Source organism: Saonia sp. (assembly GCF_056326165.1).
In genome coordinates this window covers 498,240-522,925 of record NZ_JBWFBN010000001.1, presented here as the reverse complement: position 1 = coordinate 522,925, position 24,686 = coordinate 498,240, and the positions used below count along the sequence as shown (strand labels likewise).

At 35.1% G+C, this 24,686-nt stretch carries 24 protein-coding genes; 13 read left to right on the top strand and 11 right to left on the bottom strand.

Going from position 1 to position 24,686, the window contains the following annotated elements; genetic code table 11:
* Positions 1-91 precede the first annotated feature (91 nt).
* Complete coding sequence (locus AC000W_RS02355; protein ID WP_474745693.1) at positions 92-991, top strand: metallophosphoesterase family protein; 900 nt, start codon at positions 92-94, stop codon at positions 989-991.
* Positions 992-1,090: 99 nt separating this feature from the next.
* On the opposite strand, the gene AC000W_RS02350 is transcribed toward AC000W_RS02355, so the two are convergent.
* Entirely contained in the window at positions 1,091-1,813 is a 723-nt protein-coding gene (locus AC000W_RS02350) for an energy transducer TonB (RefSeq protein WP_474745691.1), read from the bottom strand.
* A gap of 173 nt (positions 1,814-1,986) precedes the next feature.
* On the opposite strand from AC000W_RS02350, the gene AC000W_RS02345 reads away from it, so the two are divergent.
* The 5 genes from AC000W_RS02345 (at position 1,987) to AC000W_RS02325 (ending at position 6,715) form a co-directional block, all read left to right on the top strand.
* Positions 1,987-3,303 (top strand): gluconate:H+ symporter, encoded by a 1,317-nt coding sequence (locus tag AC000W_RS02345; protein WP_474745689.1) that lies wholly within the window; start codon positions 1,987-1,989, stop codon positions 3,301-3,303.
* Positions 3,304-3,306: 3 nt separating this feature from the next.
* Positions 3,307-3,771, top strand: a complete 465-nt coding sequence (locus AC000W_RS02340) for a RidA family protein (RefSeq protein WP_474745687.1) — start codon at positions 3,307-3,309, stop codon at positions 3,769-3,771.
* A 7-nt stretch (positions 3,772-3,778) separates the two neighbouring features.
* Positions 3,779-4,891, top strand: a complete 1,113-nt coding sequence (locus AC000W_RS02335; RefSeq protein ID WP_474745685.1) for a D-TA family PLP-dependent enzyme — start codon at positions 3,779-3,781, stop codon at positions 4,889-4,891.
* 2 nt (positions 4,892-4,893) lie between these two features.
* A complete protein-coding gene (locus AC000W_RS02330; RefSeq protein WP_474745683.1) occupies positions 4,894-5,958 on the top strand; it encodes a dipeptidase in 1,065 nt (354 codons plus the stop codon).
* A 118-nt stretch (positions 5,959-6,076) separates the two neighbouring features.
* A complete protein-coding gene (locus tag AC000W_RS02325) occupies positions 6,077-6,715 on the top strand; it encodes a hypothetical protein (protein ID WP_474745682.1) in 639 nt (212 codons plus the stop codon).
* On the opposite strand, the gene AC000W_RS02320 is transcribed toward AC000W_RS02325, so the two are convergent.
* Positions 6,716-8,884: an acylase gene (locus AC000W_RS02320; RefSeq protein ID WP_474745680.1), complete on the bottom strand. Its 2,169-nt coding sequence runs from the start codon at positions 8,882-8,884 to the stop codon at positions 6,716-6,718.
* Positions 8,885-9,030: 146 nt separating this feature from the next.
* Here AC000W_RS02320 and AC000W_RS02315 point away from each other — a divergent pair, with 146 nt between their 5' ends.
* The gene (locus AC000W_RS02315; protein WP_474745678.1) at positions 9,031-10,767 is read left to right on the top strand and encodes an ABC transporter ATP-binding protein; all 1,737 of its coding nucleotides are present in this window, start codon (positions 9,031-9,033) and stop codon (positions 10,765-10,767) included.
* A gap of 32 nt (positions 10,768-10,799) precedes the next feature.
* On the opposite strand, the gene AC000W_RS02310 is transcribed toward AC000W_RS02315, so the two are convergent.
* From AC000W_RS02310 to trmB, 7 genes are all read right to left on the bottom strand, one after another.
* The gene (locus AC000W_RS02310) at positions 10,800-11,651 is read right to left on the bottom strand and encodes a hypothetical protein (RefSeq protein WP_474745676.1); all 852 of its coding nucleotides are present in this window, start codon (positions 11,649-11,651) and stop codon (positions 10,800-10,802) included.
* Between the two features lie 3 nt (positions 11,652-11,654).
* Positions 11,655-11,987 carry a 2Fe-2S iron-sulfur cluster-binding family protein gene (locus tag AC000W_RS02305; protein ID WP_474745674.1) on the bottom strand — a complete coding sequence of 111 codons (333 nt, stop codon included), beginning with the start codon at positions 11,985-11,987 and terminating at the stop codon, positions 11,655-11,657.
* Positions 11,988-12,077: 90 nt separating this feature from the next.
* Complete coding sequence (locus tag AC000W_RS02300; protein WP_474745672.1) at positions 12,078-12,317, bottom strand: NifU family protein; 240 nt, start codon at positions 12,315-12,317, stop codon at positions 12,078-12,080.
* Positions 12,318-12,322: 5 nt separating this feature from the next.
* Positions 12,323-13,462 carry an Mrp/NBP35 family ATP-binding protein gene (locus tag AC000W_RS02295; RefSeq protein WP_474745670.1) on the bottom strand — a complete coding sequence of 380 codons (1,140 nt, stop codon included), beginning with the start codon at positions 13,460-13,462 and terminating at the stop codon, positions 12,323-12,325.
* 136 nt (positions 13,463-13,598) lie between these two features.
* The gene (locus AC000W_RS02290) at positions 13,599-13,934 is read right to left on the bottom strand and encodes an MGMT family protein (RefSeq protein WP_474745668.1); all 336 of its coding nucleotides are present in this window, start codon (positions 13,932-13,934) and stop codon (positions 13,599-13,601) included.
* Between the two features lie 2 nt (positions 13,935-13,936).
* Positions 13,937-14,566, bottom strand: coding sequence for a LysE family transporter (locus tag AC000W_RS02285; RefSeq protein ID WP_474745666.1), 630 nt, complete (start codon positions 14,564-14,566; stop codon positions 13,937-13,939).
* Positions 14,563-15,240, bottom strand: coding sequence for a tRNA (guanosine(46)-N7)-methyltransferase TrmB (gene trmB / locus AC000W_RS02280; protein WP_474745664.1), 678 nt, complete (start codon positions 15,238-15,240; stop codon positions 14,563-14,565). Before trmB ends, AC000W_RS02285 begins: the two co-directional genes overlap by 4 nt.
* 73 nt (positions 15,241-15,313) lie before the next feature.
* Here trmB and AC000W_RS02275 point away from each other — a divergent pair, with 73 nt between their 5' ends.
* Positions 15,314-16,426, top strand: coding sequence for a glycosyltransferase (locus AC000W_RS02275; RefSeq protein WP_474745662.1), 1,113 nt, complete (start codon positions 15,314-15,316; stop codon positions 16,424-16,426).
* On the opposite strand, the gene AC000W_RS02270 is transcribed toward AC000W_RS02275, so the two are convergent.
* The gene (locus AC000W_RS02270) at positions 16,351-17,406 is read right to left on the bottom strand and encodes a sensor histidine kinase (RefSeq protein WP_474745660.1); all 1,056 of its coding nucleotides are present in this window, start codon (positions 17,404-17,406) and stop codon (positions 16,351-16,353) included. The two genes, AC000W_RS02275 and AC000W_RS02270, sit on opposite strands and share 76 nt — an antisense overlap.
* Positions 17,406-18,092, bottom strand: coding sequence for a response regulator transcription factor (locus tag AC000W_RS02265; protein ID WP_474745658.1), 687 nt, complete (start codon positions 18,090-18,092; stop codon positions 17,406-17,408). The genes AC000W_RS02270 and AC000W_RS02265 overlap by 1 nt, the downstream gene beginning before the upstream one ends.
* Before the next feature lie 220 nt (positions 18,093-18,312).
* On the opposite strand from AC000W_RS02265, the gene AC000W_RS02260 reads away from it, so the two are divergent.
* The 5 genes from AC000W_RS02260 (at position 18,313) to AC000W_RS02240 (ending at position 24,676) form a co-directional block, all read left to right on the top strand.
* A complete protein-coding gene (locus AC000W_RS02260) occupies positions 18,313-19,713 on the top strand; it encodes a hypothetical protein (RefSeq protein ID WP_474745656.1) in 1,401 nt (466 codons plus the stop codon).
* Positions 19,714-19,800: 87 nt separating this feature from the next.
* On the top strand, positions 19,801-22,629 hold the full coding sequence (locus tag AC000W_RS02255) for a TonB-dependent receptor (RefSeq protein ID WP_474745654.1): 2,829 nt from the start codon (positions 19,801-19,803) through the stop codon (positions 22,627-22,629).
* Between the two features lie 167 nt (positions 22,630-22,796).
* Positions 22,797-23,105, top strand: coding sequence for a T9SS type A sorting domain-containing protein (locus AC000W_RS02250; protein ID WP_474745652.1), 309 nt, complete (start codon positions 22,797-22,799; stop codon positions 23,103-23,105).
* A gap of 172 nt (positions 23,106-23,277) precedes the next feature.
* On the top strand, positions 23,278-23,601 hold the full coding sequence (locus tag AC000W_RS02245) for a T9SS type A sorting domain-containing protein (RefSeq protein ID WP_474745651.1): 324 nt from the start codon (positions 23,278-23,280) through the stop codon (positions 23,599-23,601).
* Positions 23,602-23,698: 97 nt separating this feature from the next.
* The gene (locus tag AC000W_RS02240) at positions 23,699-24,676 is read left to right on the top strand and encodes a long-chain-fatty-acid--protein ligase (RefSeq protein WP_474745650.1); all 978 of its coding nucleotides are present in this window, start codon (positions 23,699-23,701) and stop codon (positions 24,674-24,676) included.
* Positions 24,677-24,686: the final 10 nt, after the last annotated feature.

Here is a 24,686-nt window from a genome sequence, read left to right as displayed (position 1 = left end):
GGTATAAAATTACAAAAGAAAGTATAGAATTTTGTTAAAGAAAACTTTAGGGTATTGCACTCTTTTTATGATATTTATAGAAAATTAAACCATGTCATCCAATTCCAGATTAACCAGAGCTTATAAAAATGCCAAGGTTATCCCTTTTGACAATGATTCTAAATTTATACTTTTTAGCGATTGTCATAGGGGTGACAATAGTTTTGCCGATGATTTTGCCAACAATAGAAACATATATTTCCATGCCATAAATCAATATTATAAACAAGGTTTTCAATATTGTGAATTAGGAGACGGGGACGAGTTATGGGAAAATATTCATTTTGAATCCATTTTTGAGGCTCATAAACATGTTTTTAAATTACTCCGACAGTTTCATTTGTCCAATAGGTTACATATGCTTTGGGGAAATCATGATATGGTCTACAAAGACCCAGAATATGTAAAGAAAAATCTTTCCAGCTATTTTGAACCGATAGAAGAACGGGATGAAGAGCTTTTTGAGGGCATAACTTATCATGAAGCCCTTGTCCTAAAACATAAAGATAGTGGGCAAGAAGTATTTTTAACTCATGGTCATCAAGCAGATTGGTGGAATTATAAATTTTGGAGGTGGGGGCGTTTTTTGGTTCGAGTATTATGGAAACCCCTCCAAGTATGGGGCATAGCGGACCCAACAAGTCCTGCCAAAAATTATAAAGAATTAATAAAAATTGAAAAAAGAATTAAAAAATGGATTCTAGGAAATAAAATGCTCATTACCATAGTTGGGCATACCCATCGGCCACGTTTTCCGGAGCCAGGAGATATTCCTTTTTTTAATGATGGAAGTTGTGTACACCCAAGAAGCATTACCGGTATTGAAATTGAAAATGGGCAAATTTCTCTTATAAAATGGCAAATTGCCACCAAAGATGATGGCACCTTACAAATTGTACGAATTCTATTAGAAGGACCGCAAAAGCTTATTGATTATAGGCTTAAATCTTAGCAATTATCTACATCTTAAAAACAGCTTGTCTTTCTATTTCGTGGCAACCAGTTTTTAAGAAATGTTAATATAGGTCTGTCTATATAAAGCTACATTTAACTACATCATTTTAAACGTTATTGGAATACTGTAAGGAACGCTTACTGCTTGTCCCCTTTGTCTACCTGGTATCATTTTTGGCAAAACACTCACAATTCTCACAGCTTCTTGCTCCAGAAGTTTATCTGGACCCCTTGGAACAATTCTGGTAATGTTTCCTTTATTATTTATAGTAAATTGCACATAAACCCTTCCCTGAGTGCCCATTTCAATGGCAATTTCTGGATATTTGAAATTCTTTTTTATGTGCTCTTGTATTTTTTGTTGAAAACATGCTTTTTTTTCTGCATTGGTATTTAATCCCTCACATCCAGGGAAAATGGGTGCCTCCTCAATAATCGCAAATGGAACAGATATTTCCTCATCCTCCTCTTCCACTTCAATAGCATCAACTTCTACCACTTCCTCTATGATAGCATCTTGACTGGTCTCTGTACTAGATATTATAGTTTCCTCAATCTCTGCGGCATTTTCCACTACTTCAATAACTTCTGGTGCAGATGGAGGGGGTGGTGGAGGGGGTGTTTTAATCGCTTCTGTTATAGGCACATCTTCTTTTATGTCATCAAGCATTTCTACAACATCCAAAGATATTTCTTCCTTATCATATGTTTTCATCTCCAATGCTCTCCATACAAGAAACAGTACAATTGTTAGACCAATTACAAAAAAAAGGCCACTATCATTATTTAAATCTGCTTTTGGATTTTTCTTGATTTCCATAATCTTATAATTTTGGAATTAAATTTTCATATCCTTAAAATTACATTCTGTTAGTTAAGAATTTTATGATATTGGTCAGGTTTTTATGATTATTCGAATTGCATTTTTATTGCACACATTGGTTGGTTTTCTTACATTGTTGATTTTAATCAATTTTAACTAAAACCAATCCAATGCCATTACTTATTGTTGTTGTAGGAATTCTAATTTTATTCCTTCTAGTTGCTAAATTCAAACTGAACGCATTCATTTCTTTTATCATTGTTTCTCTTTTTGTAGGTCTTGCTGGAGGCCTAGGATTGGACAAAGTTGTACAGTCCATTCAAGTTGGTATCGGAAATATTCTTGGAATGCTCGTTCTTATTTTAGGATTTGGAGCCATGCTAGGCAAGCTGGTTGCAGATAGCGGCGCAGCACAACGGATTACCTCTAAACTAGTTTCATCCTTTGGGAAAAAGAACATTCAATGGGCTGTTGTAATTGCAGGTTTTATTGTAGGTATTCCCATGTTTTATTCTGTTGGCTTTGTAATCTTGGTCCCATTAATTTTCACAGTTGCCGCCGCAACAGGACTACCGTTGTTATATGTTGGGTTACCTATGTTGGCTTCTTTATCTGTAACCCATGGATTTCTTCCACCTCATCCTGCCCCTACAGGAATCGCTACAATTTTTGATGCCAATATTGGTAAAACAATGCTATATGGAATGATTGTCGCCATACCCGCCATTATTTTTGGAGGCCCCTTATTTGCTAGAACAATCAAAAAAATAAAAGCTACTCCACTAAAAGAGTTTTACAACCCTGTTGTTTTAAAAGACGAAGAAATGCCCAGTATGGGAGTTAGCGTATTTACGGCATTATTGCCCATCATTCTAATTGGGCTCTCAACCATTCTTGATGCTGTTCTCCCTGTAGATTTTCCCGGAAGAGACATAATTCTTTTCATAGGGAATCCTGTAATTGCCATGTTGATTGCCGTTTTGGTAGCCATCTATACATTAGGGCTCGCTCGTGGTAAAAAGATGGATGAAGTCATGAGCTCAGTTTCAAGTTCTATTTCTGGTATTACAATGGTTCTTTTAATTATTGCCGGTTCTGGGGCATTAAAGCAAATTTTAATTGATAGTGGCGTAAGTACTTATATTGCTGAATCCCTAAAAGACACCAGTATTTCTCCTTTAATTTTGGCTTGGTTAATAGCCACAGTAATTAGAGTGTGCGTAGGTTCTGCCACTGTTGCTGGACTTACCGCTGCCGGGATTGTTTTTCCATTGGTCTCGGGAACAGGAGTTAGTCCAGAACTTATGGTTTTGGCCATTGGGTCCGGTAGTCTTATGCTTTCTCATGTAAACGACAGTGGTTTTTGGCTATTTAAAGAATATTTTAACCTATCAGTAAAAGAAACATTATCCACTTGGACAGTCATGGAAACAACTGTTGGTGTTGTGGGGTTAATAGGAACATTAATTTTAAGTTTATTTGTTTAATTTATGAGCAGTTTACCTTCGGAAAGAGTTAAAGAGTTAGGATTAATTTTACCTCCTGCACCTAAGCCAGCTGGGTTATACAGACCCATATTGGTAGTAGATAATTTCTTATATGTCTCTGGTCAAGGTCCCATAAAGCCTGATGGCACCTTAATGATGGGCAGAGCAGGTGATAATCTAACCATGGAGGAGGCAAAATTAGCTGCCAGACAAGTTGGACTTACCATGTTATCTACCATACAAACTCATTTTGGGGATTTAGATAAAATAAAAAGGGTCGTAAAAGTTTTGGGAATGGTCAATTGTACTCCAGATTTTATTAAGCATCCTTTGGTCATAAATGGTTTTAGTGAGCTTATGGCCGATGTTTTTGGGGCTGACTTAGGTGTTGGTGTAAGAAGTGCCGTTGGTATGATGCTTCCTGACGGTATCCCTGTAGAAATAGAAGCTCAGTTTCAGCTTCATTAGCATTATTATGGGAAACAAAGAATGGTATAAGTTAAACAATACGGAAAACGTAATTTCCCCCTCACTAATGGTGTATCCAGATAGGATTGAGCATAATATTCAATTAATGATTAAAATGTCTGGTGGTACAGAATTTCTGAGACCGCATATTAAAACTCATAAGATGGCTGAAATTATTAGGCTACAACTGGCCTATGGTATCACTAAGTTTAAATGCGCTACCATTGCAGAGGCAGAACTACTGGCTATGAGCAACGCCCCAGATATTCTTTTGGCCATGCAGCCTGTTGGGGCTAATGTGAATCGGTTTTTTAAATTAATTGAGCAGTATCCCAATTCCAAATTTTCGACCATTGTAGACAATACTGTATCTCTACATGAAATTGCTGAGGTAGCCTCATCAAAAAAAACAAATGTTGCTATTTGGATGGATATTAATTGTGGAATGAACAGAACAGGAATTATTCCAAATGAAAATGCTGTAGCACTCTTTAAAGCCATGGATGACAATCCAAATATAAATGCCCAAGGGTTGCATGCATACGATGGGCACATTAGAGAATCTGATTTTTCTTTAAGAAAAGAGAAATGTGATGCTGCTTTTGATACCGTTATACAACTAAAAAAAGATATTGAAGCCCTAAATATCCCTGTCAAGAATATCGTGGCGGGTGGCTCCCCTACCTTCCCAATTCATTGTAAAAGAAAAGGTATTGAAGCCAGTCCTGGAACAACTTTACTCTGGGATCAAGGATACACTAATGGATTCCCGGATTTAGGGTTTTTATGTGCTGCTGTTTTATTTACACGAGTAATTAGTAAACCAAATTCGGACATCATGTGTTTAGATCTTGGACATAAATCCGTTGCTTCGGAAATGTTATTACCAAGAGTGAAAATTATGAACGGAAATGGGCTAAAACAAATAGGTCAAAGTGAAGAACATTTAGTTATTCAATCTAATAACACATCAAAATATGCCATAGGCGATTCTTGCTATGCCATTCCCATGCACATTTGTCCCACGGTAGCTAAATATAAAAGTGCCACTACAGTAGTTGATGGAATGGTAACTGGTCATTGGAATGTAGCCGCAAGAGATCAAAAAATATCTATTTAATTATGTTTATACTAGATGCACATTTAGATTTATCAATGAATGCCTTGGAATGGAACAGAGATTTAAGGTGGTCTGTTGATGAGATTCGTGAAAGCGAAATGGGCATGACAGATAAACCCGATAGAGGAAAAAATACAGTTTCCTTTGAAGCTCTAAGAAAAGGTAATATCGGTATTTGTGTGGCTACTCAAATTGCCCGGTACGTAAAAAAAGAAAGCTCATTGCCAGGCTGGAATTCACCGCACCAAGCATGGGCACAGACACAAGGGCAATTGGCATGGTACAGGGCCATGGAAAATGCTGGTGAAATAGTTCAAATTACGAATACCCAACAATTGGATGTCCATTTGCAGCAATGGAAAAAAGACAATGCAAAAACTCCCCTTGGCTATATTTTAAGCTTGGAAGGGGCAGACTCCATCATTACCATTGATTATTTGGAAAAATCCTATGAGCAAGGTTTACGAGCCATCGGGCCGGCCCACTATGGACCGGGAACGTATGCACACGGTACCAATTCAGTTGGTGGAATTGGCTCTAAAGGAAAAGAGTTGTTAAAGGAAATAGAGCGCCTAAATCTAATATTGGATGCCACTCACTTATGTGACCAAAGCTTTTGGGAAACCATGAAAGTCTACAACGGCCCTGTGTGGGCAAGCCATAACAATTGCAGAAAGTTTGTAGACCATAACAGGCAATTTTCTAATGAACAAATTAATGAACTAATTAATAGAAATGCAGTCATTGGTATCGCCTTGGATGCATGGATGATGGTTCCAAATTGGATAAGGGGAAAGTCCACGCCCAACGGAATGGGGGTTTCTTTGGAACAAATGATTAACAATATAGACCACATATGCCAATTGGCAGGCAACACAAAACATATAGGTATTGGTACCGATTTAGATGGTGGATTTGGAAAAGAGCAATGTCCCGCGGATTTAGATACAATTGCTGATCTCCAAAAAGTGCCTTTATTGTTGTCCAAAAGAGGATATAATGAAACAGATATTGAAAACATCATGAATAAAAACTTCATTGAGTTCCTTAGAAATGTGTGGAATTAGGGTTGCCCCTGTTCCTTTTATCGAAAAACAACCCCAAAATTCCTTTTTAACAGGAGTTTAAATACCTATTGGCAAGGTATTTGTTAATTTTACTGTGCATTAGCTACTTCTTATGCCTATGAAACATTGTTATATAGTATTGTTCTTTTTGATGCTCTCTGTTGGTGTATTTTCGCAAACAGATCTAACCCAAACCCAATCCTTAAACATTGAACCTGCGAACAACAAAATAGATTTGCCCGAGACTCCAAATCCTTCTTCCAGGTTAAATATCCCTTCTGTTGTTCCGGAACCCTTGGATCTGGACAAAAAACCAGAAGTCAAAATGTTACCAGATAAAGAGCTGTTACAAGCTGGGCACGATATGGTCATAGATGCCAAAATAGGTGAAAAAGAAAAAGCGGGGGATAAATCACATTATGGAGATATATATTTGGGTGATATTAAAACAACTGCCAAATTTGTTGGCATTGTTTGTAGGGACCATGAATATGTAGATGGCGACCGAGTAAAAATCTACGCCAATGAAATGGTTGTAGAGCCTAATTTATTGCTTACTGGGGCTTTTAAAGGTATAAATATTGACTTAGACAAAGGTTTTAATAGATTGGATTTTGAAGCCTTAAACCAAGGTACATCTGGTCCAAATACAGCTCAAGTGGATGTATACGATGAAAATGGAAAAGTAATCTATTCTAAAAGATGGAATCTGTCAACTGGTTCCAAGGCTTCACTTATTATTATTCAAGAAGATTAACTACTCTCCTGGATGGTAAGTTTTTTTTGCCCTTTTTAAAACATCCTCTTTATAAAAGGCAACATCTTTCCACTCTACATTGGCATAGCGCTGAATCTGGTCATTAAAATATGGTGAGTTAGGGTTGCCACTTTGTCCGCCAGCCAAAATACTTTTTGCTTTTACTTTTTTACCAAATTCTACTACCGCTGCAAAACTATTACCTCTTGTACCATACATTTTCTTGGTATTATTATTATATCTTGCGCCATAAGCAGCTAGTGCTCCCCAACGCCCAGATGCAAAACCAATGGGAATACTAGGTTTGGTATCATCAAAAGGTTGGCGAATATCTCCATTCAATCTTTGATATCTATTGACCTCTCCCCATGGAATGTTCCATGAGCCAAAATCATTTTCCAATTGTTGAACCACTTCCTTAAAAATAGATATTCTTTCATCAAAGGTAGATTTGGTGCCAAAATATGCTACCCGCTCCATATAACTCAATCCTGTGGGAACCATACCTTTTCGCATATATAAAGTCCCATAATAATCTGTTAAAGTCATGGCAACAGCCTCTTTGGAAGTTTTATAATCCCAATTCCTAAGAATTTCAATAGGTGCTCCCAACTTTTTTGTTCTATCAATTTTATCATAAGCTTCAATCAAACTAGGAATCAAAGCTTCAAAAGCAGGTAAATAAGGGTCATGAGCCAATTGTATTAAACTATCAATCGTATATCCCTTTCTATTGGTCAATAACTTAATAGCATGGATTCCCCTAAAATTTTCCCTGTCTATGGACATATATTTGGGATAATTTTCTTTTTTTGGACTAAATTCCAAAGCAGAGGTATAAGGAGTGGAATTACAATTTTGCAACCATCCATTTTCAGGATTTAAAAGCAGTATATTTTCATCAACTGTGTGTAATCCTTGCCAATCTGTTTTAGGGTTACTCCCATCGACTGGCTTAGTGTAATCAAAGATAGTATCACGAATAGGGATAAAATTCCCATGGAAATACCCAATGTTTCCTTCAGCATCTGCATATACAGTATTGTTGGATGAATTGGTTCTAATATCCATCATTTTTCTAAAACCGTCATACCCATCCTGTTTGGTACGGATAAATGATTGCTCCAAAGCTTTTACAGGTTCCCACATCATTGCAGAAGCGGTCCACTGCTCATCAACAGCATGGGTAATGGGACCATGGTGTGTACGATAGGTTGGAAAGGTTTTTTCTTTTAAACTGTCCCCTATTTTATATTTTAAAATAATTTCTGATTTATTTACAGGTCTTAATTCTTCTCCATATTGATAGAGCAAATTGTTATCCATTTTTACGATTTTCTCTTTGAACTCGTCCATTACATCTGTATAGGTAGAAGTATGCATCCAACCTGTTTTTTCATTAAACCCTTGATAGACAAAAAACTGTCCCCAAGTTACAGCGCCATAGGCATTTAAACCTTCCTCGCTCACAACATGTACTTCTCCTCTAAAGTAGAACGAAGTATGCGGGTTTATAAGCAACATGGCATTACCAGATTGTGTCAATTTACCTGAAATGGCAATTCCATTAGAGCCTTGAGGTTCAGCCATTTCTTTCTCTTTTTTAATTTGAAGTTCTTCTAGTTCTGGTATTTCCATTCCACTTTCATAAAAAGCCTTAATTTTTCGAGTAGAAATACGCTCTATATCACCACCAATGGAGCCTTCACTAAAGTACATAGGCATCCATGGCTCAAAACGTGTCAGTAATTTTGGTTTTACCTCAGGATGCGTATGTAAGTAATAATTAATTCCATCAGCAAATGCATCACAAAGTTTTTTCAACCACTCTGGGCTTTTCTCATAGTTTGCAATAGCCTCTTCCTTGGTCATGAACATCTTGGCGCGCAAATCACTATAGAGAGCATCTTCTCCTTCAACCTCCGCTAACCTACCTGTGGCCCATATATAATTTTGTTCTACCCTATTAAAATCGTCTTCACATTGTGCGTATAACAATCCAAATACTGCATCCGCATCTGTTTTTCCATAAATATGTGGCACTCCAAAATCATCTCGGATAATTGTAATGTTCTTTGCTTGTTGTTGCCACATCTCCAGTTCTGATGACTGTTTATCCGTCTTACATGAAATTGATGCCAACAATAAAAACAGAAATAAAAATCTCATATCATATTTATTTTGATGCTTGAAATTAACTGACTTGCAGATTAAATACTAATTTAAATCTTAAAAAAATCATAACAATCTTCTATAGTCCCTTAATTGCCATATTTTTGGTTTGAATTTCTTCAGAAAATTGAATCTCCCTTTATATGCCCGATAAAAAAGTAAGTATTCTTAAAGCTTTTCAAACCATAATATGGCCTAAACGTAATTTGGTGTTTATTGGATTAATCTTGATTGTTATTAGTAAAGCAGCCAGTTTTGTAACACCTATGTCTTTAAAATATTTTTTTGATGATATAATTCCTAACAAGGATGTAAAACTGCTAAAAGTTTTAGTAATTGTGGTAGTAGTAGCTCTTTTGGTACAGGCCATAACCTCATTTTTACTCACAAAAATTCTTAGTGTACAGGCTCAGTTTTTAATTTCAGAACTACGTGCACAAGTACAAAAAAAAGTGCTTTCCTTGCCTATTCGTTTTTTTGACAATGCAAAATCGGGTGCTTTGGTTTCTCGCATTATGTCCGATGTAGAAGGGGTAAGAAACCTTATTGGCACAGGCCTGGTACAATTGGTAGGTGGTACTATTACGGCCGTAGTATCTCTCATCTTGTTATTACGAATTAGTCCAACTATGACTTTGTTTACATTAGTGCCATTAGCAATTTTTGCTGTTATTGCATTAAAAGCGTTTAAAATTATTCGCCCTGTTTTTAGAGATCGAGGGAAAATAAATGCCGAAGTAAAAGGTAGACTCACCGAAACCTTAGGAGGAATTAGAGTAATAAAGGGTTTTAATGCTGAAAAGCAAGAACACAAAGTTTTTGAGGGTGGTGTTGAAAAATTATTCCAAAATGTAAAAAAAAGCCTTACCGCAACAGCTTTTATATCTAGCTCCTCTACCTTTTTGTTAGGATTGGCAACAGCAGGTATTATGGGGCTTGGCGGATATGAAATAATGTTTGGAGACTTAACTACTGGGGAATATATAGAGTTCACTTTTTTATTGGGATTAATGATTGCTCCCATTATGCAGATGAGCAATATTGGAAGCCAATTAACAGAGGCCCTGGCAGGTTTGGACCGTACAGAAGAGCTAATGAACAAAACGGCGGAAATGGATGAGGAAAAAAGAACTATTGATTTAGAACAGGTAAATGGTAATATTATTTTCAATGATGTTTCTTTTGCCTATGAAGAAGACAAGGAAGTCCTACATAACATTAGTTTTGAGGCTAAATCTGGTTCTGTAACTGCTCTTGTAGGGAGTTCTGGTTCTGGAAAATCTACCATCGCTGGTTTAGCCGCTACTTTTTTGAATCCTCAATCTGGAAAAATTAGCATTGATGGCGTTGATGTCTCAAAAGTAAATTTGAACAGCTTTAGAAAACATCTAGGAGTTGTTTTACAGGATGAATTTTTGTTTGAAGGCACTATCCGAGAGAACATAATGTTTCCAAGACCAAATGCTACAGAAGAGGAGTTGAAAAAAGCCGTAAAAGCTGCTTATGTAGATGAGTTCACAGACCGGTTTGATGAAGGGTTGGAAACTTTGATTGGGGAACGTGGCGTAAAACTTTCTGGTGGACAGAGACAACGGATTGCGATTGCAAGAGCTGTTTTGGCCGACCCAAAAATTTTAATTTTAGATGAAGCTACCTCAAGTTTAGATACAGAAAGTGAAGCATTGATACAAAAAAGTTTGGCAGAACTTACAAAAGGTAGAACCACATTTGTTATTGCACATAGATTAAGCACAATAAGAAAAGCAAATCAAATTTTAGTAATAGAGAATGGTCATATTGCGGAGCAGGGCACCCATGATGAACTAATTGCCAAAGAAGGCAGATACTATAATTTGTTTACGTATCAGGCAAGGATTTAATTTTAAAAAATAGTAGGGATTAAACCCCTAAACTATTTATCATTATCATGTACTATTGATATAATTTCACATAATAATAAATCTAATTCTGGGCCGTAATCAATCTGATTTATATTAGGTAGAGGTTCTTTTATTCTAATTTGATTATGTAAATGTATATTAGCAATCGTTTTCATGGATTCATTTAATCTTTTAAAACTTTTTTTTATACTAACACCACCATAATTATTAGCAACTTCAGTAAAGTTATCCTTATCAAATATTGGTGGAACATGATCAATCATAGCCCTACTAAGAGCTGACACACCAAAATAGTTGTTTAACGAATAATTATCATTAATCTCTTCAAGAAGTTGAATTAGTTTTGCAAAATCAAACTTTGATGATTCTAATTTCTTAAGTTCTGCTATTCTAAATTTATTTATCAAAGTTTTTGTGTTCATCCTTTCAGATGTTATATTACTTTGTTTATCAATTTTCTCTTCACACCATTTAAAAAGAATTAACTTGTTTTGTGGCTGAGGAAGTTCTTTATCTCCTTGAGTTGTTTTAGAACCTTTTACTTGATGATAAACAAAAGTTAAAAAATCTTCTTTCTTATTCTGATATTTTTCAAAGTGAAATTTTAATAAATCATCAACTTTATTCGGAGGTAAATTGAGTAATATTCTTATGAAACCAATATAATTTCTTTTGAAATCTAATTCATTTATTTCATCAAATGGCTGTATTTTTTCTTGATAAATAGTAAAATCATTATTGATAAAAAAAGAACCCATATCATTCTTTATGAGTTTTCTTTTTTCCTGTGGAAAATCATCACTATTTATAAATTCATGATGAAAATATAACTGATATTCATTCCAAAAAGTCCTATATCCCATTTCCTAGTCTTCAGCTGGAGCCAAAACAACTTCCAAGCCATCCAAATTGTCTGTCATATGTATTTGGCATCCTAAACGGCTATTATCTTCAACATTAAATGCCTCAGATAACATAGCTTCTTCATCATCGGACATTTCAGGTAATTCGTGATTGGATTGCACATAGCACTGGCAAGAGGCACACATGGCCATGCCACCACATATCCCAATAGTTCCTTCTGGTGCTAGCTCGTAAGAACGAACCACTTCCATAAGGTTCATATTCATATCGGTCGGAGCATCCACCTCGTGCATTACACCTTCACGGTCGGTTATTTTAATTTTTATATCGGACATTAGGGTTTTAAATTGGAATTATAAAAAGTTTGGGAAATAAATCACTAAAATTTGAATCATATATCATACCAAAAAGAATGGCGTAATCATTTATCCAACATTAATCACTTCTTCTATTTGTGGCGCGTGCTTTTTAATGGTCATCTCTACTCCACTTTTAAGTGTCATTTGGTTTACACTACAACCTACACAAGCACCTTCTAATTTTACTTTTACAGAAGTGTCATTATCAATAGAAATCAAGGATATATCTCCTCCATCACTTTGCAAAAAAGGGCGGATTTCTTCAAGCGCCAATTCTACTTTAGTTTTTAATTCTTCTGATGTCATTCTAACTACTTTTTAACAGCAGAGCAACCTGCCATTGTTGTTATTTTAATTGCCTCTGTCGGAGGCAAATCTTTATTTCTTTTTACTACTTCAGATACCACACTCTTTGTTAATTCCTCAAAAGCAGCTTCAATTGGTGTGGCTGTCTGCATTGCTGCTGGCCTACCAACATCCCCAGCTTCTCTAATACTTTGCACTAATGGTATATCTCCCAAAAAAGGAACTTTTAAATCCTCTGCTAAATATTTAGCCCCTTCTTTACCAAAGATATAGTATTTATTGTCTGGAAGTTCCGCAGGGGTAAAATACGCCATATTTTCTATAATCCCCAGAACAGGTACATTAATAGAATTCTGTTGGAACATAGCAACTCCCTTACGAGCATCTGCCAATGCAACTTCTTGTGGCGTACTAACAACCACAGCACCCGTAATTGGCATAGCTTGCATAATGCTTAAATGAATATCTCCAGTGCCAGGAGGTAAATCCAACAACATAAAATCTAACTCTCCCCAATGTGCATCAAAAATCATTTGATTCAATGCTTTTGAGGCCATGGGGCCTCTCCAAATTACTGCTTGGTTAGGTTGTGTAAAAAACCCGATAGACAGTAATTGCACCCCATAATTCTCAACAGGTTTCATTTTGGATTTTCCATCCACATTTATGGACAAAGGTCTTTCTTGAGCAACATCGAACATAATGGGCATAGATGGTCCATAAATATCTGCATCTAACAACCCAACTTTAAATCCCATTTTAGCAAGAGTAACCGCTAAGTTAGCAGTAACAGTAGATTTACCAACTCCTCCTTTTCCAGATGCTACTGCAATAATATTTTTAATTCCGGGAATTGGCTTTCCTTTTATCTCATTGACCTTGGGCTTTGCAGCGGGCGCATCCACCTTAACGTTCACCGTTATTTTAGCTTTTTCATATACTTCTCTGTGGATAATTTTTAAGATTTCCACCTCCGTTTTCTTTCTGGCCTGTAAACTTGGGTTTTTAATAGTGAGATCCACAACAACCTCATCTCCAAAAACCATAACATTAGTCACAGCTCCGCTTTCTACCATATTTTGGCCTTCCCCAGGAACGGTAATGTTCTCTAATGCCTTAAGAATGTCCTTTTTATTCAATTTCATTATATCATATTCGCCAACAGTCGTTTAAACTGATTCTAAATTACAAAGATAAGGTTTTCAGAGTTTAGAAATCAGAGTTGAGAGCTCAGAAATTAGAGTATTGAGTTTAAAGTTATTTTAACTTTAAACTTAAACTTTACAGAAGTTCCTTGGCTGGATCCCAAAAGTATTTTTGGAAGTCAATTATTTGATTATCCTTCACTTTAATACCTTCATTCTCGAGTAGTTGCTGCATAAGATTTGTGCCATCAAAATGATGTTTCCCAGTTAATAAGCCAACCCTATTTACCACTCTATGTGCAGGAACATCTTCCTTAAGGCCAGAACCGTTCATAGCCCAGCCTACCATACGAGCACTACGTGCAGCACCCAAATGCTTAGCAATGGCACCATATGATGTTACCCGCCCATGAGGAATCTGCTTGGCCACCTCATATACCTTTTCAAAGAAGTTCTTGTTTTCTGGCTTCATACTTATTGATAAAATATCCTAAAAATGGTAATGACCAAAAGTAACAACATTAAAGCACTGAGAATGTAATTGGAATTTTTTGAAAATCGATTTGTCTTGGTTTCCAATTTATTAAAATACACTGTATATAAATACAAAACTGTGAATGTACCACAACCAGCGGCCAAAATGAAAACCACGATGTCCCAAATTTCAAACTTAATCCAGCCAGAAGCATTCCACATGGCATTGAGTCCACTGTAGTACGGAATGGTCAACAAATTAACGGCAGCCAATAACATTCCCTTAAAATAGCTATTCTTCTTACTCACTTTCACCGCTTTTATTTTCTTTTTTTTGTCTCTTTTGGCAAGGACAAAAAAATAGATAGCAAAAAAAGCAAATACACCCAACGCAATTTTTAAAAGTAAATCTATAATCTCTGGATTTCTATGTAAAAATTTGGATATGATAACGGCAATATAAGCCTGTATCATTATCATGGTAGAAACTCCTAAACTATAAATAATGGCATTTGTTTTTCCTTTCTCAACACTTGTTTTAGCAGCATTCATATTTAAAAGTCCAGGGGGTACTGTTGCCATAAAGGCGGCAGAAAAAGTAACAAAAAAAAGAATGAGCAAGTGGGTCATGGTTTGTTAATCCTAAACTTTATATATGTGATTGGTTTTCCTTTCTCAAGATACTGTTTTTCATAGAAAGTTTGAATCTCTAACACCTCTTTTGGACTTCCTTCGTTCTTATATACATCATGATTGGCATACACAACTTCATGTTTTAACCCATGTAAAAGGCCCAGAGTATACCCATGCATAAACTCACTATCGGTTTTTAAGTTTATTTCTCCTCCATCAATCAAGATGTATTTGTATTTCTTTAAAAAAAACTCATTGGTCATTCTATGCTTGGTGCGCTTATATTTTATTTGTGGGTCTGGAAAAGTTATCCAAATTTCCGACACCTCATTCTCTGCAAAAAGAAGGTCTACCAATTCTATTTGGGTACGTAAAAAAGCAACATTTTTTAGCCCTTCTTCTATAGCAGTTTTTGCACCACGCCAAAAACGAGCCCCCTTTATATCAATTCCAATAAAATTCTTACTCTTTTCCTTTTTTGCTAGACCAATAGTGTACTCCCCTTTTCCACAACCTAGTTCTAAAACAATGGGATTATTGTTTCCAAAATGTGCTGCCCATTTTCCCTTTAAAGAAAATAGTCCATGCTGGACTTCTTCCCTATTTGGTTGAATTACGTTTTTAAAAGTTTCGTTCTCTTTAAACCTCTTTAATTTGTTCTTGCTCCCCACGGAAACCAAAATTTAATGATTTGACAAAACTAAGGAAATCTATAAACCTTTTAGGTTTAGTTCCTTTGTTGTTATGATTAATTCCAAACGTATTTTAGTAGCCCCTTTAAACTGGGGACTTGGCCATGCAACGAGGTGTATTCCCATTATAAATGCCTTAATGGAAAACGGACATACACCCATTATAGCTTCAGACGGTGTAGCGCTTTCTTTGTTACAAAAAGAATTTCCTAATCTGGAATTTTCCAAATTACCATCATACAAAATAAAGTATGCAAAAAAAGGAAAAAACTTTAAACTAAAAATGATTTGGGACTCTCCTAAAATTCTAAAAGCCATGGCCAAAGAGAAAAAAGAAACCAAAAAATTGGTCAAAGAATTGCAATTGGATGGTATTATCTCTGACAACAGATTAGGGGTTTATAGCAAAAAAGTGCCTTCTGTCTTTATAACACATCAACTAAATGTACTTACTGGAAATACGTCGTGGATGAGTTCCAAGGTTCACCAAAAAATAATATCAAAGTATACTGAATGCTGGGTACCCGATGTGGAAGCCAAACCCAACCTATCTGGAAAACTGGGGCACATTAACAACTCTTCTTTGGATATTAAATATTTAGGACCACTTAGCCGATTTAATAAAATTGATGGGGTAAAAAAATATGACTTAATGATATTACTCTCTGGGCCAGAGCCACAAAGAACTTTATTAGAAGATAAATTGATGTTTGAAATTTCCAGTTATAATGGGAAAGTACTCTTTGTAAAAGGTGTTATTGAGAACTCACAGAAAACCGAAAACAAGACTATTGGAAATGCGGAAGTGACTTTTTACAATTTTATGCAGTCTCATGATTTACAAAACTCTATTTCTAAAAGTGAGCTAATTTTATGCCGCTCTGGTTATACCACCATTTTAGATTTGGCAAAGTTGGAAAAGAAAGCCTTTTTTATACCCACCCCTGGCCAGTTTGAGCAAGAATATTTGGCGAAACGACTACAAAAAAATGGATTGGTGCCTTACTCTAAACAAGAAGATTTCACGTTAGAAGATTTAGAAAAAGTGTATGAATATGAAGGTCTAAAAAGCTTTAATACAGCTTTGGATTATTCAGGCTTATTTTGTGCTTTCTCCAAGGTAAAAGAAAATTCAGAACCAACATCCTCCACACTTTCCACATAGATTTTTTCATCATGAGCCTCTATAATGTGTTTTACAATAGAAAGCCCCAATCCAGAACCCCCTTCTTTTCTACTTCCGCTTTTGTCCACCCTATAAAAACGTTCAAACAACCTTGGGATATGTTCCGCCGAAATTCCTTCACCATTATCGGTCACCCGAACAATTACTTTATTCTTAATAAGATTTTCAACACTTACTTCTGTAGTTCCCTTATTATGCCCATACTTAAGAGAATTCACTAGTAGATTAGAAACAACTTGCTGTATTTTTCCTTTATCCGCCCAAACATAGATAGGGTCTGCATATTCCATATCAAACGTTAGGGAAATTTGGTTTTTTGCAGCCTTCATTTCCAAAAGATCAAAAACACCTTGAATAAGTTCTAGGATATCAAAACTTTCCCATTCCATATTGGCTTCTTCAAATTCCAACTTGGTCAACAAATCTAAATCCTTAACTATATAAATAAGTCTTTCTACACCCTTACTGGCTCTGTTTAGATATTTCTTGCGCACATTTTCATCGTCCATGGCACCATCCAGTAAGGTTAAAATATAACCTTGGACAGTAAACAAAGGGGTTTTAAGCTCGTGAGATACATTTCCCAAGAAATCCTTTCGGTATTCTTCCCTAATCTTTAGGGTATCTATTTCTATTTTTTTGTCCTGAGTAAATTTTTCAATTTCCTTGGTCAAGGTTCTCATGTCTGTGGTAATGGGGCGGGAAGTAAAAGAGGAAGTCTCGAGCAAAGAGACATCGTCATAAATTCTCTTTACCCTTTTATAAATCAATTTTTCTACCCTAATCTGTATAATCAAAAAGGAAGTAAGAAAAACAATAAGGGTTAAAGCACTTAGAAAAACATAATCCAAGTTATTTCTATAAACCATAAACCCTGTTAGAAGAAGGGCTAAAACAATAGCAATGATTAATGAAGAAAAGAACGCAAATCTATATGACTTTTTTAATCCTGTTGCCATTAAAGCACAAACTTATACCCAACACCTTTTACGGTTTTAAAGTGGTCATCCCCTATTTTTTCACGCAATTTTCTAATATGCACATCAATGGTTCTACCACCAACAACAACCTCATTGCCCCATACTTTGTCCAAAATAACTTCTCTTTTAAACACTTTACTAGGTTTAGAAGTTAAAAGGGCAAGTAATTCAAACTCTTTTCTTGGCAAAACTAATTCCTTGCCATTGTTTATAATTTTATATTCTTCCCTGTCAATTACAATATTACCAACTCTCGTAATATCTTCGGTTTTATTATCATCTTCTTTCAACCTTCTTAATAATGCTTTTACCTTACTTACCAATACTTTTGGTTTAATTGGCTTAGTAATATAGTCATCCGCACCTGCATCAAAACCGGCCACTTGGGAATAATCTTCTCCGCGTGCTGTTAAAAAGGTAATAATTGTGTTTTCCAATCCAGGAGTGTTTCTAATAATTTCACATGCTTCTATACCATCCATTTCTGGCATCATAACATCTAAAATAATTAAGTGTGGGTTTTTCTTCTTGGCCTTTGCAACCGCTTCTGTTCCATTTTTGGCAGTAAAGACTTCATATCCTTCTGAGGAAAGATTGTAGCCTACAATTTCCAGAATGTCCGGCTCATCGTCTACTAAAAGTATTTTAATATCCTTTTTTTTCATGGGTCTTAAATTGGTTCATTCGCCCAAAAGTAAAGATAATACTATTACCATAAAGTCGGTTAACATTCATTTAATATCATAACATTAAAATTACAATAATGCAATAAATGTTTAACACGGTAGTAACACCACTTTTACAGTAGGGTGATTTATTTGCAGTGTAATTTTTAATATGGCTTTGCCTCAAAAAAAGAAAATGAAAACTAAAACAACTTTTAAAATGAAAAGATTATTCTTTGCTATGTTAGCCACGGTTGCTCTTACCTTTAATTCTTGTTCCGAAGATGATGAGCCCCCTATTATAGATGTAACCGCTACCTGTAATGATGGAATACAAAACCAAGGAGAAACTGGTGTAGATTGTGGTGGTCCAAATTGCCAACCGTGTACTCTTGCAACTGCAACTTGTAACGATGGCATAATGAATGGTGATGAAACTGATATTGATTTTGGTGGGTCCTGTGCGGAAATAGTAAATGTATCTGGAGAATTAACTGAAGATGTTACTTGGACTGCTGATAAAATATACACTTTAGCTGGTAAAGTAGTAGTTGGAAAAGGCGCTACTTTAACCATTGAACCAGGTACCATTATTAAGGGTAAACCTGGCTCTGGTTCTTTAGCTTCTGCACTAATTGTACAAAGAGAATCGAAAATTATGGCTGTTGGTACTGCTGATAATCCAATTATATTCACTGCAGAATCTGACAATATCGTTGTTGGACAAACAGCTGGAACGAATTTAGATGAAACTAATAGAGGTCTTTGGGGTGGTTTAGTAGTATTAGGTAGAGCTTCCGGTTCTTTTAAAGGCGATGTTACCGAAGTACAAATAGAAGGAATTCCTGCAGATGATACTTTTGGACTATACGGCCCTGGTGATGCTCCTAATGATGCGGACAACTCGGGTACAATACAATATGTTTCTATCCGTCACGGAGGTGCTTTAATTGGTGAAGGAAACGAAATAAATGGTCTTACACTTGGATCTGTTGGTTCAGGGACTATAATTGATAATGTTGAAGTTGTAGCCAATGTTGATGATGGTATAGAATTCTTTGGTGGAACTGTAAATGCAACCAACTTATTGGTATGGGCACAAGGGGATGATGCCTTAGATATTGACCAAGCTTACTCTGGTACTATTGATAATGCAGTTGTTGTTGCTGGTGAAGCATCTGACCATTGTTTTGAAATAGATGGACCTGAAGGTTCTGCTACTGGTTCTTTTACATTACAGAACGCTACTATTTTTGGTAGTGCAACTGCTCCAAATGGAGAATATGCAGATTACAGAAGTAATGCAATGGGCACAACCCAAAATGTTTATGCTATTGGCTTCCAAGATGGTAAAGATGTTGAATTAGATAATAATGCTGTAGCTCAAAACTACTTAGATGGTTTGTTACTATTTGAAGCTTGGGAGGTTGTTGGTTTTGATAATTCTATTTTTATAGAGAAAACTGGTGATGGAGAAGATGTTATTATTTTGGCGCCTACTTTTACAGAGCTAGCCGCTGATTGGACAACTGAAGTTGCTGCCGGTAGTGAAACTGTTGGTGCAGATGTATCAAAATTAGCATGGACATATGCTAATACAAAAGCAAGTTTAGGATTCTAGTCTCGACAAACACACAAAATATTTAGCTAATTGCTCGCCCCAAATATGTGGCGGGCATTTAGTTTGTTATGATTATAATTATTTTATATGAAGTTAAATTTTAGATTACTCGTTTTAGTTTTTTTATTTTTTCAATTTGCCATGGCCCAAAAGGGAGAGGTAACTGGCACTCTTATTGACGTTGAGTTTAATGATCCAATTCCATTTGCAAATATTCTTGTAAAAGGTTCTACTACAGGAACCACATCAGATTTTGATGGCAATTACTCCCTTTCATTAGATGAAGGCACCTACACTTTAACCTATTCATTTTTAGGATATAAAACGGTGGAAATTACTGATGTAGTTGTTAAAGAAGGAGATGTAACTACTGTAAATGTAAATATGGAAGTACTTGCCGAAGGTTTAGATGAAGTTGTCCTTACCGTTAGTGTAAAAAAGAATACTGAAACAGCGGTTTTAACCATACAAAAGAAAGCAGTTAACGTATTAGATGGTTTGTCTGCAGAATCTTTTAAAAAATCGGGTTCTAGTAATGTTGCTAGTGCCATTAAAGGTGTTCCTGGAGTATCTGTTCAAGGAGGTAAATATGTTTATGTTAGAGGATTAGGAGACAGGTATACCAAATCTATTTTAAATGGGGTAGACATTCCTGGATTAGATCCTGATAGAAACACCATTCAGTTAGATATATTCCCAACAAATATTATTGATAATGTATTGGTTTTAAAATCTTCTTCCGCAGATGTTCCTGCAGATTTTACAGGAGGTATGGTAAACATTGTAACTAAAGATTATCCAACTAAAAAAGAGCATAGTTTAAGTATAAGTGGAACATACAATCCAGATATGCATTTTAATAGTGATTACCTAAACTATGAAGGTAGTAAAACTGACTTTTTAGGGTTTGACAATGGTTCTAGAGATATTCCTATTAATAAAAAACAAGACATTCCAAATACTTTTGATTTTGACCCACGACTAACAACTATTACAAAACAATTTAGCCCCATATTATCTGCTGCGCGAGATAATAGTTTTATGGATTATAGTCTTGGTTTTACAACAGGTAATCAATACAACGTTGGTGCTGGTGAAAACAGAATAGGATTTTTAGCTTCTGTTTCCTATAAAAACAACACTACTTTTTACGAAGGAGCTGAAAATAATTTTTACAGAAGAAATTCTGATACTTCAGAAAACGAATTACTAACGGATAGAACGCAAACTGGTGATATAGGAAAAAACAATGTTCTAGTTAGCGGTTTGGTTGGGCTTTCATTTAAAACACAAAGATCCAAGTACAAATTAAACCTATTGCATTTGCAAAACGGAGAATCTACAGCAGGTATCTTTAGTCAAACACTTAACTTTTCAGATTTTATTAGGTTTGCTAAAGATAACTTAGAATATACACAACGTTCTATTACCAATGCATTATTAACCGGAACTCACACCAATGAAGATGCGTCTTGGACAACAGAATGGGCAGTGTCTCCTACGTTATCTAGAATTGAAGATAAAGATATTAGAACCACATCATTCCAGGTAGAAGAAGGAGTGTTTTCAATACCTCAAAACAATCAACCAAAAAGAATTTGGAGAGATTTAGAAGAAGTTAATGCAGTTGCTAAATTAGATTTAACAAGAAAGTATCAATTATCAGAAAAAGATGCTAAACTAAAATTTGGTGGTTATGGAGCTTACAAGCAACGAGATTTTGGAATTCAAAATTTTGAAATAGAAAGCAATCTTAATACTTCTGTTTATAATGGCATTGGTGACAATATTTTATTACCAGAAAATTTATGGACTGTAAATAATAATTCTGGATCTTATATTGACCCGGACATTTCTATTGCGGAACCTGCAAATACCTATGAAGCTACACAACAAAATATTGCTGGTTATGTTTCTAATGAATTTAAAATTGGTAGTAAATTAAGGACCATTGTAGGTCTTAGAGCTGAAAAATTTGAATCTAAATATACGGGTGAGGATAATAAAGACATTAGTGATCCCGAAAAGGTAATTTTTGATAATGAAACCATAATTGATAAGTTTGATATCTTCCCAACTGCCAATTTAATTTATGAACTAACAGAGCAAATAAATCTAAGAGGTTCCTACGCAAAAACTACGGCAAGACCTTCTTTTAAAGAGGCATCTATTGCTAAGATATTTGACCCATTATCTAACAACACATTTATAGGTAATATTGATTTAGATCCAACATACATTAACAATTTTGATTTTAGAATGGAATGGTTTGGTGAAAATGCAGAAATGATAGCTATAAGTAGTTTCTACAAGTCTTTTACAGATCCTATTGAATTAACGTATTTTGAGTCTTCTTCTGACAACTTTACTCCAAGAAATTTAGGAGACGCAGATGTTGTTGGTTTAGAATTTGAGTTGCGTAAAAACCTTGGTTTTATTTCCGAAAACCTAAGTAATTTAAGTTTTAACTTAAATACATCAATAATTAAATCTACTCAGGTATATAGTGAAAGTGAAAGAAACCTTAGAACACTTGGTTTAAGAGATGGAGAAACTTTAGGAAATGATCGTGAGTTACAAGGACAATCACCATTTTTAATAAACTCTGGAATAAACTACAAAGGAGAAGAAAATGGTATTCAAATGGGAATGTTCTATAATGTTCAAGGAAAAACATTACAAATTGTGGGTAATGGTTTTGTTCCAGATGTTTATACAATGCCTTATCACAATTTAAACTTTAATTTTACTAAAACTTTAGGTGAAAATGACAACCAGAGCATAAACTTTAAAGTTTCTAATTTATTGAATGATGATGTAGAAAGTGAATATGAATCTTTTGGAGCAACAAACCAAACATTCTCTAAAAGAAGTCCAGGAAGAGCATTTTCTTTAGGATACAGCATTAAATTTTAAAAAAGCACTTTACCTTTTTAGAAAGCCCCGCACTTGCGGGGCTTTTTTATCGATAAAATGCAATAAAACTCCGATATGTTGCATTTCATCTAATTTCCTAATTTTTTGTAAGGAAGTAGCTTCAATTTGAATATCTTTATGGCATATAATTTGCTGACATATAGTACATGAAGCACCTTTACCTAGTTTTATTCTTTTTTGTATGTGCTGCTAGTTTTGGACAGGAATCCAAAAGTGGAGGTGACATTGAGGGCTTTACACTATATCCTAATCCTACCACTAACGGAAAGGTTTTTATAAACACTGCAGAAAATGCCCCAAAAAAAATAATGATTTTTGATGTTTTGGGTACACAGGTGCTAGAAACTACCATTCTAGGCAAAGAACTTAACTTATCAGATTTAGATGCTGGAGTTTATGTTCTACGTGTTTTTGAAAAAGACAGAGTAGCTACAAGAAAACTTATCATTAAATAAGTCACTATTACCTTCTTATAACTCATTGATTTCCTGTTTTTTGCATACTTTCTTTATGCTAAAAAAGCAAAAAAACCACCTTTGCCTACAAAAATTGGCATTTCACAACATTTAATCCCTCAAAAACAAGGACTTATATATATTTACAGTGTTGGTCCCAAATCAATCATAAATGAAACAAGTCTACTTAATCTTTTTTTTGGTATTTACTGTTACAATTTCTGCCCAAGACATGGCAGAAAATCATACAGTCAAAATTGAGGAAATCTCCAATTTTAAATTATACCCCAATCCAGCTTTTGATGATGTGGTCTATATTACCACTGAAAAAAATAGAAACAAGGAAATTGTTATCTATGATGTTTTTGGTGAAGAAGTGCTAAGAGACAGAATATCCTCCAGTGTACTCAATATATCAAAATTATCTCCTGGTGTATATGTGCTGCAGGTAACGGAAGAGAGCAAATCCATGACCAGAAAATTGGTAGTTAAATAATATAACAATAACACAAAATATAAAGTGCCTCTTTTCTAGAGGCATTTTTGTTTTACACCCCTCTGTATATTCTTACCTTTACAGCAGTTAGGGTTCCATGGATAAAGCCAAAATTTTTTCTATTACATCACAAAAGGAATTTGAGTCCTTGGCATTGAATATTTTCTCCTTTCAGTATACTAATAATTCTGTTTATCAAGAATTTTGCACACACTTAGGAGCAAATCCAAATAATGTAAAAGAATTAAAGCAAGTTCCCTTTTTACCTATTGAATTTTTTAAATCCAAAAAAGTGATTTCTGGGAAAAATCCAACGGAAATTATATTTTCCAGTAGCGGCACAACTGGTATAAATACCAGTAAACATTATGTTTCTGACATAAAATTATATGAAGAAAGCTATCTACATGGGTTTGAGCACTTCTATGGAAAAACTCATAAGTATTGTGTATTAGCACTTTTACCATCCTATCTGGAGAGAGAAGGTTCTTCCCTAATTTATATGGTCAACGATCTTATAAAAAAAAGCTCTCATCCAGATAGTGGATTTTATTTAAATGATTTCCATAGCTTAAAAAGTAAACTTGTTGAACTGGATTCTAAAAAAACCAAAACACTTTTAATTGGAGTTTCTTTTGCATTATTGGACATGGTAGAAAGCCATTCCCTGAACCTGAACCATACTACCGTAATGGAAACAGGAGGTATGAAAGGGAAAAGAAAGGAAATGATACGAGAAGAACTTCATGCAATATTAAAAAAAGGGTTTGGTGTGCGTCAAATTCATTCTGAATATGGTATGACAGAGCTTTTATCACAGGCTTATTCCAATGGGAATGGGGTTTTTAAAGCCCCTCCTTGGATGAAAATCATGATTCGTGATACGGAAGACCCTTTGACACCGCAACCCCATGGAAAAACAGGAGGAATCAATGTAATTGATTTGGCTAACCTAAATTCCTGTTCTTTTGTTGCTACACAAGATTTGGGGAAAACTCTACCTAACGGAAGTTTTGAAATCTTAGGTCGCTTTGACCATTCTGATATTAGAGGGTGCAATTTAATGGTGCTGTAACAGCTTCCAA

Excerpts from the sequence above, each read along its gene's own strand:
- AC000W_RS02355 (WP_474745693.1), top strand. The coding sequence starts at position 92 with ATGTCATCCAATTCCAGATTAACCAGAGCTTATAAAAATGCCAAGGTT.
- AC000W_RS02350 (WP_474745691.1), bottom strand. The coding sequence starts at position 1,813 with ATGGAAATCAAGAAAAATCCAAAAGCAGATTTAAATAATGATAGTGGC.
- AC000W_RS02345 (WP_474745689.1), top strand. The coding sequence starts at position 1,987 with ATGCCATTACTTATTGTTGTTGTAGGAATTCTAATTTTATTCCTTCTA.
- AC000W_RS02340 (WP_474745687.1), top strand. The coding sequence starts at position 3,307 with ATGAGCAGTTTACCTTCGGAAAGAGTTAAAGAGTTAGGATTAATTTTA.
- AC000W_RS02335 (WP_474745685.1), top strand. The coding sequence starts at position 3,779 with ATGGGAAACAAAGAATGGTATAAGTTAAACAATACGGAAAACGTAATT.
- AC000W_RS02330 (WP_474745683.1), top strand. The coding sequence starts at position 4,894 with ATGTTTATACTAGATGCACATTTAGATTTATCAATGAATGCCTTGGAA.
- AC000W_RS02325 (WP_474745682.1), top strand. The coding sequence starts at position 6,077 with ATGAAACATTGTTATATAGTATTGTTCTTTTTGATGCTCTCTGTTGGT.
- AC000W_RS02320 (WP_474745680.1), bottom strand. The coding sequence starts at position 8,884 with ATGAGATTTTTATTTCTGTTTTTATTGTTGGCATCAATTTCATGTAAG.
- AC000W_RS02315 (WP_474745678.1), top strand. The coding sequence starts at position 9,031 with ATGCCCGATAAAAAAGTAAGTATTCTTAAAGCTTTTCAAACCATAATA.
- AC000W_RS02310 (WP_474745676.1), bottom strand. The coding sequence starts at position 11,651 with ATGGGATATAGGACTTTTTGGAATGAATATCAGTTATATTTTCATCAT.
- AC000W_RS02305 (WP_474745674.1), bottom strand. The coding sequence starts at position 11,987 with ATGTCCGATATAAAAATTAAAATAACCGACCGTGAAGGTGTAATGCAC.
- AC000W_RS02300 (WP_474745672.1), bottom strand. The coding sequence starts at position 12,317 with ATGACATCAGAAGAATTAAAAACTAAAGTAGAATTGGCGCTTGAAGAA.
- AC000W_RS02295 (WP_474745670.1), bottom strand. The coding sequence starts at position 13,462 with ATGAAATTGAATAAAAAGGACATTCTTAAGGCATTAGAGAACATTACC.
- AC000W_RS02290 (WP_474745668.1), bottom strand. The coding sequence starts at position 13,934 with ATGAAGCCAGAAAACAAGAACTTCTTTGAAAAGGTATATGAGGTGGCC.
- AC000W_RS02285 (WP_474745666.1), bottom strand. The coding sequence starts at position 14,566 with ATGACCCACTTGCTCATTCTTTTTTTTGTTACTTTTTCTGCCGCCTTT.
- AC000W_RS02275 (WP_474745662.1), top strand. The coding sequence starts at position 15,314 with ATGATTAATTCCAAACGTATTTTAGTAGCCCCTTTAAACTGGGGACTT.
- AC000W_RS02270 (WP_474745660.1), bottom strand. The coding sequence starts at position 17,406 with ATGGCAACAGGATTAAAAAAGTCATATAGATTTGCGTTCTTTTCTTCA.
- AC000W_RS02265 (WP_474745658.1), bottom strand. The coding sequence starts at position 18,092 with ATGAAAAAAAAGGATATTAAAATACTTTTAGTAGACGATGAGCCGGAC.
- AC000W_RS02260 (WP_474745656.1), top strand. The coding sequence starts at position 18,313 with ATGAAAAGATTATTCTTTGCTATGTTAGCCACGGTTGCTCTTACCTTT.
- AC000W_RS02255 (WP_474745654.1), top strand. The coding sequence starts at position 19,801 with ATGAAGTTAAATTTTAGATTACTCGTTTTAGTTTTTTTATTTTTTCAA.
- AC000W_RS02250 (WP_474745652.1), top strand. The coding sequence starts at position 22,797 with ATGAAGCACCTTTACCTAGTTTTATTCTTTTTTGTATGTGCTGCTAGT.
- AC000W_RS02245 (WP_474745651.1), top strand. The coding sequence starts at position 23,278 with ATGAAACAAGTCTACTTAATCTTTTTTTTGGTATTTACTGTTACAATT.
- AC000W_RS02240 (WP_474745650.1), top strand. The coding sequence starts at position 23,699 with ATGGATAAAGCCAAAATTTTTTCTATTACATCACAAAAGGAATTTGAG.